The organism is Spongiactinospora gelatinilytica (assembly GCF_003236385.1).
GTDB lineage: Bacteria > Actinomycetota > Actinomycetes > Streptosporangiales > Streptosporangiaceae > Spongiactinospora > Spongiactinospora gelatinilytica.
This window is the reverse complement of record NZ_POUA01000216.1, coordinates 1-12941: the sequence shown is the minus strand read 5'-3', so window position 1 is coordinate 12941 and position 12941 is coordinate 1. Positions and strand designations below refer to the sequence as shown.

The 12941-nt window shown below is 72.5% G+C and carries 15 protein-coding genes; 7 read left to right on the top strand and 8 right to left on the bottom strand.

Features of this window, described 5'->3' with window-relative positions:
- The 5 genes from C1I98_RS24390 to C1I98_RS24370 form a co-directional block, all read right to left on the bottom strand.
- On the bottom strand, positions 1-366 hold a 366-nt coding region (locus C1I98_RS24390; protein ID WP_146607602.1), incomplete at its 3' end, for a hypothetical protein.
- A gap of 4 nt (positions 367-370) precedes the next feature.
- Entirely contained in the window at positions 371-871 is a 501-nt protein-coding gene (locus C1I98_RS24385) for a SigE family RNA polymerase sigma factor (protein ID WP_111169753.1), read from the bottom strand.
- An 81-nt stretch (positions 872-952) separates the two neighbouring features.
- The gene (locus C1I98_RS24380) at positions 953-1633 is read right to left on the bottom strand and encodes a DUF1707 SHOCT-like domain-containing protein (protein WP_111169752.1); all 681 of its coding nucleotides are present in this window, start codon (positions 1631-1633) and stop codon (positions 953-955) included.
- Between the two features lie 72 nt (positions 1634-1705).
- On the bottom strand, positions 1706-2596 hold the full coding sequence (locus C1I98_RS24375) for a maleylpyruvate isomerase family mycothiol-dependent enzyme (RefSeq protein WP_111169751.1): 891 nt from the start codon (positions 2594-2596) through the stop codon (positions 1706-1708).
- Positions 2597-2598: 2 nt separating this feature from the next.
- The gene (locus C1I98_RS24370) at positions 2599-3159 is read right to left on the bottom strand and encodes an RNA polymerase sigma factor (RefSeq protein ID WP_199537180.1); all 561 of its coding nucleotides are present in this window, start codon (positions 3157-3159) and stop codon (positions 2599-2601) included.
- Positions 3160-3268: 109 nt separating this feature from the next.
- Between C1I98_RS24370 and C1I98_RS24365 the strand changes: the two genes are divergently transcribed.
- The 3 genes from C1I98_RS24365 (at position 3269) to glgX (ending at position 7676) form a co-directional block, all read left to right on the top strand.
- On the top strand, positions 3269-4948 hold the full coding sequence (locus C1I98_RS24365) for an isovaleryl-CoA dehydrogenase (protein WP_233508140.1): 1680 nt from the start codon (positions 3269-3271) through the stop codon (positions 4946-4948).
- A 56-nt stretch (positions 4949-5004) separates the two neighbouring features.
- Entirely contained in the window at positions 5005-5433 is a 429-nt protein-coding gene (locus C1I98_RS24360; protein ID WP_111169749.1) for an OsmC family protein, read from the top strand.
- A 116-nt stretch (positions 5434-5549) separates the two neighbouring features.
- A complete protein-coding gene (gene glgX / locus C1I98_RS24355; RefSeq protein ID WP_111169748.1) occupies positions 5550-7676 on the top strand; it encodes a glycogen debranching protein GlgX in 2127 nt (708 codons plus the stop codon).
- A gap of 65 nt (positions 7677-7741) precedes the next feature.
- On the opposite strand, the gene C1I98_RS24350 is transcribed toward glgX, so the two are convergent.
- Positions 7742-8104: an alpha/beta fold hydrolase gene (locus C1I98_RS24350; RefSeq protein WP_199537179.1), complete on the bottom strand. Its 363-nt coding sequence runs from the start codon at positions 8102-8104 to the stop codon at positions 7742-7744.
- Between the two features lie 157 nt (positions 8105-8261).
- Between C1I98_RS24350 and C1I98_RS24345 the strand changes: the two genes are divergently transcribed.
- The 3 genes from C1I98_RS24345 to C1I98_RS24335 are packed head-to-tail and all read left to right on the top strand — an operon-like array spanning position 8262 to position 10478.
- Positions 8262-8984 (top strand): pyrimidine reductase family protein, encoded by a 723-nt coding sequence (locus tag C1I98_RS24345; RefSeq protein WP_233508139.1) that lies wholly within the window; start codon positions 8262-8264, stop codon positions 8982-8984.
- A complete protein-coding gene (locus tag C1I98_RS24340; RefSeq protein WP_111169747.1) occupies positions 8981-10072 on the top strand; it encodes an ATP-dependent DNA ligase in 1092 nt (363 codons plus the stop codon). Before C1I98_RS24345 ends, C1I98_RS24340 begins: the two co-directional genes overlap by 4 nt.
- A 55-nt stretch (positions 10073-10127) precedes the next feature.
- Positions 10128-10478, top strand: coding sequence for a hypothetical protein (locus C1I98_RS24335; RefSeq protein ID WP_111169746.1), 351 nt, complete (start codon positions 10128-10130; stop codon positions 10476-10478).
- A gap of 32 nt (positions 10479-10510) precedes the next feature.
- Here the strand turns inward: C1I98_RS24335 and C1I98_RS24330 are convergent, their stop codons facing one another.
- On the bottom strand, positions 10511-11059 hold the full coding sequence (locus tag C1I98_RS24330; RefSeq protein ID WP_233508138.1) for a CGNR zinc finger domain-containing protein: 549 nt from the start codon (positions 11057-11059) through the stop codon (positions 10511-10513).
- Positions 11060-11116: 57 nt separating this feature from the next.
- Here C1I98_RS24330 and C1I98_RS24325 point away from each other — a divergent pair, with 57 nt between their 5' ends.
- Positions 11117-11947 carry a class I SAM-dependent methyltransferase gene (locus C1I98_RS24325; protein ID WP_111169744.1) on the top strand — a complete coding sequence of 277 codons (831 nt, stop codon included), beginning with the start codon at positions 11117-11119 and terminating at the stop codon, positions 11945-11947.
- A 22-nt stretch (positions 11948-11969) separates the two neighbouring features.
- Here the strand turns inward: C1I98_RS24325 and C1I98_RS41675 are convergent.
- On the bottom strand, positions 11970-12941 hold a 972-nt coding region (locus C1I98_RS41675), incomplete at its 5' end, for an MFS transporter (RefSeq protein WP_111169743.1).

Below are 12941 nucleotides of genomic sequence, written 5' to 3'. Positions count from 1 at the left end.
GCACATGAGTGTGAGGCCCACCCGCCGGCCCGTGGCGTCGTAGCCGAACCGCTCCTTGCGTCCCCCCGTCCGGTACTCCGCCCGGTAGATCTCGGCACCGGGCATGAAGTTGCCGTAGACGCCCGGCCCGGTGGGGGTGGGCGAGGACAACGTGCCGTACCACACGTAGTCCACCGGGGAGGCGGCGCGGACCGGGATGACGATCGCGGCCACCAGGGCGAGCCCGGCCATCAGCAGGCCGCCCGTGGTGCGGGTCCTGCGCCTGCGGATGTCGCGGACCCGGCGGTGGACGTCCGCGAGGGTGACGGCACGGGGCGGCGGCTCGTCGTCGGCCTGGAGCAGTGCCCGCAGTTCGGACTCGTCCATCGGATCAGCCCTCCCCCAGCACGGCGGCGCGCGCCGCGGGATCGATTCTGAGCTTGGCCAGCGCCCGGCTGGCCTGGCTGCGAACGGTGGGCACCGAGCAGCCGAGGATCGCGGCGATCTCGGGGTCCGACAGGTCCGCGTAGTAGCGCAGCACGATCACCGCGCGCTGCTTGACCGGCAGGGCCGCGAGCGCCTGCCGTACCGCCTCACGGGCGCCGAGCAGCACCGTGGCGTCGTCGTCCGCCGGGCGGTCGGGCAGCGCGGAGGTCGGGATCTCACCACGCCAGCGGCGGCGCCACCAGGAGGCGTAGGTGTTGGCGAGGATGCGGTAGACGTACGGGTCGGGGTTGTCGCCGACCCGCCGCCAGGCCAGCCACGCCTTGGCCAGCGCGGTCTGGAGCAGGTCCTCGGCGGTGGCCCAGTCGTGGCACAGCAGGTGGGCGGTCCGCAGCAGCCGGGCGGAGCGCTCGGCGACGTAGCGCTCGAAGTCCGCCCGATCGCGCATGCGGGCTCCTCACAGACGGGGGTGTCACCCGTATCTACGCTCCGGGCGCCTCCCGGCGTTGCACGCCGGGCCGCCCGCGATTCACCACTGCGGCGGGCGCGGCGGGCGCGGGGGATGATGCGGCGGTGGCGCGCTCAGCCCGAGATCGTGGCGGAGCGCCCGCCAGTGCTCGCGCCAGGCGGCGAACCCGCGCTGGATGGGGTCGGCCCGCGAGTCGCCGATGATCTTCACGTCGCCCATGACCGCGTACGCCTTCACCCGGACGACCGGCGCGTTCACCCCGGAGGGGGCCTCCATGACATCGACCCGCTTCTCGCCCATGACCGCGAGCCCTTCGAGGTCGACCGCCACGCCGTCCGGCACGATGATCTTGACGTCGCCCATCACCGAGGTGGCGACGATGTCCACCATGTCGCCGCGCACCTCCGCCTCGCGCAGGTCGAGCACGACGTCGCCCAGCACCGCGAGCGCGCCGACCTGCTGGTCGATGCGCCACTTGCCGCGCCGCTTGGTCTCGCCCAGCACCGAGACGAACCAGCGGCGCCTGGGCCCCTGCGGTTGGGCCGGAAGCGGGGCCTGCTGCCCGGCGGCGGGCAGGTCCGACATGATCGCGTCGAGTTCGGCCCTGGTGGTGGCCGTGTAGGCGGCCTCGGTGCGCTCGGTCAGCTCCCCGAGCGTCAGCCTGCCCTCCACGGAGGCGGTCTTCAACCGGTCGACCACGGCTTCCCGTTCGGCGTCCGAGGCCCGCATCGCATCGCTCACGCCTTCAATGTACGGTGCGCGACGGCCGCCTCCCTTCCTCCTTTCGGAGGAATCCACTCCGAAAGGAGTACGTCACGGCCCGGACAGGGCGGGCGCGCTGAGCAGGATCTCCCGGCCGAGGTCCCGATCCCCCTCGATCTCGGCGGCGAACTCCTCCGGCCGACCGCGCCCGCTCAGCAGGAAGCAGAACTCCACCACGTCGCAGGTGATGCGGACCTGCGTGGCCGCCACGGTCTCGCCGAGGCCGAGGGCGACGTCCCACTCTCCGCCGCCCTCCCCGGTCAGGGTCACGTGCGCGGCCCGGCCGGAGCCGTCCCTGCCGGAGACCAGCATGGTCAGCGGCAGCAGCCGGACGCACAGGTCGGCGGCCGGCCGGATGTGGGCGGGCAGCGGGAGCGGCAGCGCCAGGCCGATCGCCTTGGCGGCGTCGTCGGTGTGGATCCAGGTCTCCAGCATCCTGGCCAGCACGTGGTCGGCCGCGGGGGCCGCGAAGCCGCCCTGGTCCACGATGTCGCCGTCGCCCATCGCGGACAGGCGTCCGCACAGCGCGTCGGCCTGGGCCCGCCAGTCCGCGCGGGTGAGTTCGGGCGGGCGTCCGCGCTGGTGCTCCTGTACCTCGGCGGTACGGCCGTCCGCGTCGTCCGCGGTGACCGGCGGCCCGCCCACGGGCGCGCCGACGGCGGCGGCCAGCAGGCCGTCCTTGGCCGCCAGGTGGGCGACCAGTTCCTGCACGTTCCAGCCCTCGACGACCACGGTGTCCCAGTCGGCCGGATCGGCGGAGGCGAGCAGGGCGTCCATCGCCGCGACGCGTGCCGCGTACGGCTCGGCCCAGGCCGGCACGGGCGGCATCGGCCGCCTGCGCGTCCGGGCGGCGGCCAGCAGTCCGGGCCGCGCGGGCAGCCGGACGGTGTCGGAGAGCGTGTCCAGTGCGTCCAGATAGAGTCGTTCGGTCGCCCCGTCCATGGTCAGACGGTCTCCTCGGTCAGGGCGTCGGCGAGGGTGCGCAGCCCCAACCTGATCCGCGACTTCGCCGTACCCTCGGGCAGGCCGAGTTCGTCGGCCACCTGCCTGTACGTGCGTCCCCCGAAGTAGGCCAGCTCGATGACCTCGCGCAGCGCCGCGGGCAGCCGCTGGACGGCCTGGCGCACCCGGTGCGCCTCGTCGGCGTCCAGGATCTGGTCCTCCAGGCCGGGCGGTCGCGGCTCGGTCAGCCGCGGCCCGATCACCGTGCCCTTCCTGCGCTCCTCGGCCCGGACGTGGTCCACCGACCTGCGGTGCGCGATGGTCGCCAGCCAAGTGCGCAGCGACCCCCGGGCGGGATCGTACGCGAGCGGCCGTTCCCACAAGGTGATGAAGACCTCCTGAGCGATGTCCTCCGCGACCGACCTGTCGCGGGTCACCCTGACCGCCACGCTGACGATCAGCGGCCCGAGGCGATCGTAGAGTTCCCCCAGCGCGGTCTCGTCACCGCCTACGATGCGCTGATGCAGTCGGCGGTCGTCGACCACCGCGTCCGGCGCTTCCACCAAACACCACGCTCCAGCGTCGCGGACAGTTCCGGCTGGCCCCTCACCCCACCCAAGCATGCCACTGTTCCACGGCAAAGTTCCGCCAGATTATGACCTTTGGTGACATATGGATATTTGCGGCAATAGTCCATTTCAGGAGGCCATTCACGTGACTGATGAAATCTTCAACCAGGCGTCGCAGTTGGCCGGTCACGACGTGTCCGCCGACGCCGCGCTGATGGAAGGGATCGAGCGCGAGGGAGCCGGCTGGGCGTCGGGAGAACTGCGCCGGCTCGGCACACTGGCCGGTTCGGAACGCGCCCAGGAATGGGGACGGCTGGCCAACGAGCACCCACCGGTCCTGCGCACCCATGACCGGTACGGCAATCGCATCGACGAGGTCGAGTACCACCCCGCCTGGCACGAACTGATGACCGTCGCGGTGGAGAACGGCCTGCACGCCGCGCCGTGGAACGCCGGGCGCCCCGGCGCGCACGTGGCGAGGGCCGCCAAGTTCTATGTGTGGTCCCAGGTGGAGGCCGGGCACGGCTGCCCGATCTCGATGACCTACGCCGCCGTGGCGGCGCTGCGTCACTCCCCCGAACTGGCCGCCGAGTGGGAACCGCTGCTCGCCGCACCCGCCTACGACCCCGGGCTGCGGCCCCCGGCGGGCAAGCGCGGGCTGCTGGCCGGGATGGCGATGACCGAGAAGCAGGGCGGCTCCGACGTGCGCGCCGGGACCACCAGGGCGAAACCGCTCGGTTCCGGCAGGTACGCCCTCACCGGCCACAAGTGGTTCAACTCCGCGCCCATGTGCGATCTGTTCCTGGTGCTGGCCCAGGCCGAGGAGGGCCTGTCGTGCTTCCTGCTGCCCCGGGTGCTGCCGGACGGCACGCGCAACGCGATGCGGCTCATGCGGCTGAAGGACAAGCTCGGCAACAGGTCCAACGCCTCCGCCGAGGTCGAGTACGAGGGCGCGGTCGCCTGGCTGGTCGGCGAGGCGGGCGGCGGGGTGCGGACCATCCTGGAGATGGTCAACATGACCCGGCTGGACTGCGTGATCGGCTCGGCGGCGGGCATGCGGGCCGGGGTGGTGCAGGCGGTGCACCACGCCGGGCACCGCTCGGCGTTCGGGCGGAGGCTGGCCGACCAGCCGCTGATGCGCAACGTGCTGGCCGACCTCGCGCTGGAGTCGGAGGCGGCGACCACGCTGATGACCCGGCTGGCCGGCGCGACCGACCGGGCGTTGGGCGGGGACCGGGCGGAGGCGGCGTTTCGCCGTACGGCGGTCGCGGTGGCGAAGTACTGGGTGTGCCGCCGCGCGCCCGCGCACGCCGCCGAGGCGATGGAGTGCCTGGGCGGCAACGGCTACGTGGAGGAGTCGCAGATGCCCCGGCTGTTCCGCGAGTCGCCGCTGAACGGGATCTGGGAGGGTTCGGGCAACGTGGCCGCGCTCGACGTACTGCGCGCGCTGTCGCGCGAGCCGGAGGCGCGGGAGGCGTTCACGGCCGAGGTGGCGCTGGCGAAGGGCGCGGACCGGCGGCTCGACGCGGCGGCGGAACGGCTGCACGGCTCGCTGGCCGCCCTCGCCGGGCACACCGCCGACGAAGCCGCGTTCGGCGCCCGTCGGATCGCCGAGGAGATGGCCCTGGTCCTCTGCGGTTCTCTGCTGGTACGGCTGGCCCCGCCCGCGGTCGCCGACGCCTTCTGCGCCTCCCGGCTGGACGGGGACGGGGGCCGCGCGTTCGGCACCCTGCCACCCGGGCCTGACCTCGACACGCTCATCGGCCGCGCCCTGCCCACCTGATGCCGGGATGACGACGCCCGCCCCATAGGCTTCTACTCCGTAGAAGGGAGCACCACATGGCTACCACGCGCAAGGCGACCGCCCACTGGAAGGGCGCACTCATTGACGGTTCCGGCACGGTCGACCTTGAGTCCTCCGGCGTCGGCTCCTACGACGTCTCCTGGCCGTCCAGGGCGGAGCAGGCCAACGGCAAGACCTCCCCCGAGGAGCTGCTCGCCGCGGCCCATTCCACCTGTTTCTCCATGGCGCTGTCGCACGGCCTGGCCGGAGCGGGCACGCCGCCGCAGACCGTGGACACCAGCGCCGAGGTGACGTTCCAGCCGGGCGAGGGCATCACCGGCATCGTGCTGTCGGTCAAGGCCCAGGTCCCGGGGATCTCCGCGGCGGACTTCCAGGCCGCCGCCGAGAAGGCCAAGGAGAACTGCCCGGTGAGCAAGGCGCTGGCCGGAACGACGATCAGCCTCAACGCCGAGCTGGTCGGCTGAGCCGATCGGCTGACACCCGCCGCGCGCCCGCCCTGTTCGCCGGGTGCGGGCGCGCACGAGGGCATCTGGGCGAACGGCCTGCGCGAGACGGCCGGACGGGAGGACAATGGGGCCACATGCGTGAGGTCTGGCCTGGGCAGGCGTACCCGCTCGGCGGCACCTGGGACGGCGTCGGCACGAGCTTTTCGGTGTTCTCCGAGGTCGCCGACAGGATCGAGCTGTGCCTGTTCGACGACCGGGGCCGCGAGGAGCGGGTCGACCTGCCGGAGATCGACGGGTTCGTCTGGCACGGCTACTTTCCGGGGATCACGCCGGGGCAGCGGTACGGCTTTCGCGTCCACGGCCCCTACGAGCCCGCCAGAGGGCACCGGTGCAACCCGGCCAAGCTGCTGCTCGACCCGTACGCCAAGGCGATCGAGGGCGAGGTCACCTGGGACGAGGCCCTGTTCTCCTACCGCTTCACCGACCCGGCGCGGGCCAACGGCGCCGACAGCGCGCCGTTCATGCCGAAGAACGTGGTGGTCAACCCATTCTTCGACTGGGGGTCCGACCGCAGACCGGGCACGCCGTACCACGAGACGGTGATCTACGAGGCGCACGTGCGCGGGCTGACCATGCGCCACCCCGCCGTACCCCGCGAGCAGCGCGGCACCTACGCCGGGCTGGCCCACCCCGCGATCATCGAGCACCTGCTCGGCCTGGGGGTCACCGCGGTCGAGCTGATGCCGGTACACCAGTTCGTGCCCGAGCACGCGATGGTGGCCAGGGGCCTGACCAACTACTGGGGCTACAACACCATCGCCTACTTCGCGCCGCACAACGGCTACGGCTCCTCCGGGCAGAGCGGCGAGCAGGTGACGGAGTTCAAGGCGATGGTCAGGGCGCTGCACGAGGCGGGCATCGAGGTGATCCTCGACGTGGTCTACAACCACACCGCCGAGGGCGACCACATGGGGCCCACGCTGTGCTTCCGCGGCATCGACAACGCGGCCTACTACCGGCTGCACGACGGCGACCGGCGCTACTACCTCGACTACACCGGCTGCGGCAACTCGCTCAACGTGCGCTCCCCGCACGCCCTCCAGCTCATCATGGACTCCCTGCGCTACTGGGTGCTGGAGATGCACGTGGACGGCTTCCGCTTCGACCTCGCCGCGGCGCTGGCCCGTGAGCTGCACGACGTGGACCGGCTGAGCGCGTTCTTCGACCTCATCCAGCAGGACCCGGTGATCTCCCAGGTGAAGCTGATCGCCGAGCCGTGGGACGTCGGGCCGGGCGGCTACCAGGTGGGCAACTTCCCGCCGCTGTGGACCGAGTGGAACGGCAAGTACCGCGACTCGATGCGCGACTTCTGGCGCGGCCACGGCTCGATGCTGCCGGAGTTCGCCTCCAGGCTGACCGGCTCACAAGACCTGTACGCCTCCTCCGGCCGCCGCCCGGTGGCCTCGATCAACTTCGTGACCTGCCACGACGGGTTCACCCTCAACGACCTGGTCTCCTACAACCGCAAGCACAACGAGGCCAACCGCGAGGGCAACCGGGACGGCACCGACGACAACCGGTCCTGGAACTGCGGGGCGGAGGGCCCGGTGGAGGACCCTGAGATCGTCCGGCTGCGGCGGCGGCAGCGGCGCAACTTCCTGGCCACCCTGTTCGTCTCGCAGGGGGTGCCGATGGTGACCGCGGGCGATGAGTTCGGGCGCACCCAGCGGGGCAACAACAACGCCTACTGCCAGGACAACGAGGTGTCCTGGGTGGACTGGTCGCTGGCCCGGGCCGAGTCCGGGCTGCTGGAGTTCGTCCGCGCGGTGGCGGCGCTGCGCCGGGCCCACCCGGTCTTCCAGCGCAGGCGGTTCTTCCACGGCCGCCTGGCCACCGACGGCCGGCGCGACATCGTGTGGTTCACCCCGGCGGGCAAGGAGATGACGGCCGCCGACTGGCACACCGGCTATGCCAAGTCGCTGGCCGTCTACCTGAACGGCGAGGCGATCGACGAGCCCGGCCCGCGCGGCGAGCGGATCATCGACGACTCCTTCCTGCTGCTGGTCAACGCCCACCACGAGGACATCACGTTCACCTTGCCGCAGGCGGAGTACGGCGACGGCTGGCGGGCGGTGCTCGACACGGCCGACGACGGGCCGCGCGAGGAGCAGCCCGCCGACGAGGCATGGGCCGCGGGCACGCCGGTGGCGGTCACGGGCCGTTCCATGCGGATCCTGTACCGGCCGCGGGCCACCGACTGATCCCACTGCCGATCAGCGCGCGAACGCGGTGATCAGGCGCGCGACCTCCGCGGGCGTTTCGAAGATCATGCCGTGTCCGGCGTCGAGTTCGGTGACCGTGATGTCGGGGCGGGCCGCGGTGAGGTCGGCCCTGACGCGCTCGGGGTCCATCCCGGCGTAGTTCTCCGGCCTGGTCTCCGCGGACCGGTGTCCGTCCAGACTGACGGCGGCCGGGCAGGACGCCCGTCGCCGGAGCGGCCGTGGCCGCGCAGGTCCATCGTCACCACGCGGAAGGCGCCGGTGAGCAGCGGGACCAGGCCCGCCCAGTTCAGCAGGTCGCCGCCGGCGCCGTGCAGCAGCACCAGGGGCGGCCCGTCGCCGCCGTGGTCGCGGATCGCGATGGGGATCTCGCCGTCCAGCCACCGATCCGAGCCCGCCGTACCGCTCATGCGCCCTCCCGGACGTCGCATGCCCACCAACTACTTGACGGACGAGAGCAAGTACTTTACGTATACCGTCAAGTAGCAGATGACCACAGATGGGAACAGCAGCGCGAAAACCACGGGGAAATCGCAGGTGGGACGTGGGTTATGACAAGGTAGGGGGGTGCGGCGAATCTACCCAGCCGAGCGGGTCGAGGTGGACCTGGCCACGGCGTACGCGTACCCGGATCGCGAGTGGTCGCGGATCAACATGGTCGCCAGCCTGGACGGCGCGGCCTGGTCCAAAGGGGTCTCCGAGGGGCTGTCCGGCCCCGCCGACCGGCGGCTGTTCCAGGTGCTGCGCGGCCTGGCGGACGTGATCCTGGTAGGCGCGGCGACGGTCAGGAGCGAGGGGTACGGGCCCGTGGAGGCGCGCGACTCGTGGGACGAGCTGCGGGCCGGCCGCCCGCCGACGCCGCCGATCGCGGTGGTGACCCGCAGGATCGACCTGGACCTCGGCGGGAAGTTCTTCGCGGCGACCGGCGCGCAGGCCAGGCCGATCGTGATCACCTGCGCCGCCGCGCCGCCCGACCGGCGGGAGGCCGCCGCGGCGATCTCGGACGTGATCGTCGCGGGAGACGATCGGGTCGAACCGGACCAGGCCCTGCGCGCGCTGCGCGAACGCGGGCTGAACCACGTGCTGTGCGAGGGCGGGCCCCGGCTCGGCGGCGGGCTCGCCGCGGCCGGGCTGATCGACGAGGTGTGCCTGACGGTCAGCCCGCTGCTGATCGGCGGGGGCGCGGCCCGGGTGCTCAACGGGCCGGTCGGCCGCACGCCGCTGCGCCTCGCGCAGATCCTCGAAGAGGACGGGTTCCTCTTCACCAGATATGTCAGGGAGGAACCATGACCCTGCCCATCGAACCACCGGTGGCGCCCATGCTGGCCAAGGCCGTCAAGGGCCTGCCGGCACAGGACGGCACCCTGTTGTACGAGCCCAAGTGGGACGGCTTTCGCTGCATCATCTTCCGCGACGGCGACGAGGTCTACCTGGGCAGCCGCAACGAGCGGCCGTTCACCCGCTACTTTCCCGAGCTGGTCGAGGCGGCGCGGCGCGAGCTGCCCGACCGCGTCGTGGTGGACGGCGAGATCGTGCTGCGGCGGGGGCAGGTGCTCGACTTCGACGCACTACAGCAGCGCATCCACCCCGCCGCCTCCAGGGTGAAGCTGCTGGCCGAGCAGACGCCGGCCTCGTTCATCGCCTTCGACCTGCTGGCCCTGGGCGATGACAACCTGATGGAGACGCCGTTCAGGCGCCGCCGCGAGCTGCTGACCGGCCTGTTCGGCGGCTCGGGCGGCTCGGTACGGCTGACCCCGATCACCGACGACGCGGACCTGGCCGGGCGCTGGTTCGAGACCTTCGAGGGGGCCGGGCTCGACGGGATCGTGGTGAAACCCGGCGACCTGCCGTACGAACCGGACCGGCGGACGATGTTCAAGGTCAAGCACGAGCGCACGGCCGACGTGGTCGTGGCGGGCTACCGGGAGCACAAGAAGGGCCCGATCGTCGGCTCGCTGCTGCTCGGCCTCTACGACGACGCGGGCCGGCTGCACCATGTGGGGGTGGCCGCGTCCTTCCCGATGACGCGCAGGGCCGAGCTGATCGAGGAGGTCAAGCCGTACCTCACCGACCTGGCGACCCATCCGTGGGGGGCGTGGATGGCCCCCGCGGCCGAGGCCGGTGGCGAGCAGGCCCCGGGCGGGCCGCGGCGGCCGGGGTCCAACGTCTCGCGCTGGAACGCCAAGAAGGACCTGTCCTTCATCCCGCTGCGGCCGGAGCTGGTGATGGAGGTGGCCTACGACCACATGGAGGGCGAAAGGTTCCGGCACACCGCGCAGTTCCGCCGCTGGCGGCCGGACCGCACGCCGGAATCGTGCACCTATGAGCAGCTCGAACGCCCGGTCTCCTATGACCTGGACGACATTCTCGCCGGATAATCTCCGGGACATCCCCGATGGACAGGATCGGCCGGGCGCGGCTATACCTCAGAACATGATGACTACTGACTCGGCAAACGAACTGAAGGCGGCCGTCGCGGCACGGCGCGACCTCGGGCCCGAGTACGAGGACGCCATCGTCGAGGGCTTTTTGGAGAAGGTGGACCAGCAGATCGAGGAGCGGGTCCGCCAGCGGGCCGCCGGTCTCCCCACGCCGCCTCCGGCCGACCAGTCCAAGCGCGGCGACGGCCAGGTGCTGGCGCTGGCCATCGTCTCGCTGGGCGTCGGGATGATCGGCACGATCACCACCGCCGTCAACGATGCCGACATGGGGCTGTCCTTCATGCTGTGGCTCGGCGTCGTGGCGGTCAATGTCGCCTTCATGCTGAGCCGCAGGCGTTCCTGAGCCCCGCCTCCCCTTCCACCGCCGCGCCCGGCTCAGCCCGATGATCCCGAACGGGCCCGGAACGCGGCGGCCTTGACGCGGTTCTGGCAGGCGGTGGAGCAGAACCGGCGGGTGCCGTTGCGCGAGGTGTCGACGTAGACGCGGTCGCAGACCGGCGCCGTGCACACGCCCAGGCGGTCGTGCAGCTCCCCGCCGAGCACCACGGCGAGCCCGGTGGCGCAGCTCGCCGCCCAGTCCCTGGCCGGGCTGCCATCGGAGCCGTGGAAGTGCAGGTGCCAGGGCTCGCCGTCGTGGCGGTCCAGGTGCGGCCGGGCACGGTACTCCTCCAGCAGCCGGTTGACCTGCACGGCCGCCGCGTCGACATCTCCCCTGCCCACCGCGGTGAAGACGGCCCGCAGTTCGGCGGCGATGCCGGTCAGCTCCGCCACCTCCTCATCGGCGATCTGCGCCCGGCCGCCGCCGGGCCGCAGCGACTCGGCGACCGCGCGCCGCCGTTCCTCCCCTTCAGGCGGGGCATAGGCCCTGCCCCGCCGCGTGCCGTGGGTGAGGACGTTCACCAGGCCGACCGCGACCGCGACCACGCCATCCGTATGACTGTTGAAATTCACTTGACCGGTCACGCCCTTCGCCGTAGATTCATGACTGTCGAAATCATAGACGACAGTCACAAGGAGACGTTCGTGCCGACGCTCAGCCCGCAGACCGCACACGACTGGATCGCCCGCTGGGACGTGCAGCAGGAGGGCTACCTACCCGACCGGGAAGACCGGTTCACCGCGCTGGTGGACGCGGTGGAGGCCGCGGCCGGCCGGCCCGACCCGCTGGTGATCGACATCGGGTGCGGGCCGGGGTCGCTGGCCGTCCGGCTGCTCGCCCGGCTCCCGCGGGCCACCGTCGCCGCGGTCGACGCCGACCCGCTGCTGCTGTCCCTCGGCCGCTCCGGGTACGGCCACGTGCGCGGGCTCCATTTCACCCGGCTCGACCTGCGCGTGCCCGGCTGGAGCGACGCCCTCACCCTGGACCGTCCGGCCGACGTCGCGGTCAGCACCACCGCGCTGCACTGGCTGGCCGAGGAGCACCTGCGGGCGGTCTACGCCGAGGTGGCCTCCGTACTGCGCCCCGGCGGGCTGATGCTCAACGGCGACCACATGGATACCGGCGACACCAGCCCCATGTTGTCGGCCCTGGAGAAGCTGGTACACGACCGCGAGACCGGCCGCCGGTTCGCCGAAGGCCGTCCCGAAGACTGGGCGGAATGGTGGCAGGCGACCGCGGCGGACCCGGCGCTCGCCGGGCTGGTGGCCGAGCGGGAGCAGATGCCGGCGGCGGCCGAACGCGACCACACCGAGTCGCCCCTGCTGTCCACCCACGTGGCCGCGCTGCGCGACGCGGGCTTCGCCGAGGTCGGCACCCTGTGGCAGCGCGGCAACAACCGCCTCCTCGCCGCCATCACCCCAACGCGCCCCTGACCGGCGAGCCGTAACGCTTCTATCAGGGGCTACGGCGCAGGCGCGCCAGGGCGAGGGCGGCGCCCAGCAGGGCGAACAGTGCGGCGAGTGAGAAGATCGCCGAAGGGCCGGCGCGCTCGCCGACCGCGCCGGCCGCCGCGGCACCGGCCGCGCCGCCGACGCCGATGGCCGTGGACAGCCAGCTGAACGCCTCCGCGCGAGCCGTCGGGGCCAGTTCGTCGACGATCAGCGAGGTCGAGGTGAGCGCCGGGGTGAGCGTGAGACCCGCTACCAGCAGCAGGGCCCCGGCGGGCGGCAGTGAGGTGAACAGGGCCAGCGGGGCCAGGGCCACCCCCATCCAGGCGAGCAGCCAGATCAGCCGGATCGCCGGCGGCGAGGTCCAGCGCCGCACGCCGTACACCGCGGTGCCGATGATCCCTCCGGCCGAGAGCATCGCGACCAGCACGCCCGCCACCGCGGGCTGCCCCTGCGCCGACGCCAGCGCGGGCATCCCCACCTCCAGCGTGCCGACCGCCGCGCCCAGCAGCAGGACCACGCCGAGCAGGGTCGGCACGCCGGGCGACCGCAGCACCCGGCCCCTGCCCCCGTCCGGCGCGGCTGGCCGGGACGAGCGCATCGCCCCGGCCAGCGCCAGCGTGCCCGCTCCGGCCAGCGCGGCGACCCCGCCCAGCGCGACCGACGCCGACGCCGCCGCGACGAGCGCCCCGAACACCAGCGGCCCGGTCAAGATCGCCAGCTCCTGCACCAGGAAGACCAGGCTGTAGGCGGCGGTACGGCTCTCCGCCCCGATCCGCTCGCCCCACTGGATGCGCATGCTCACCGAAACCGGCGGCAGCCCCGCCCCGGCCACCAGCGCCAGGGCGACCAGCGACCACCCGGGCGCGCCCGCCGCGGCCAGCAGCACCAGCCCGAGCAGCGCGCCAAGATGCACCAGCGCGGTCGCCACCAGTACGCCCCCGATGCCCCGCCGGTCGATGATCCGCCCCTGCACCTG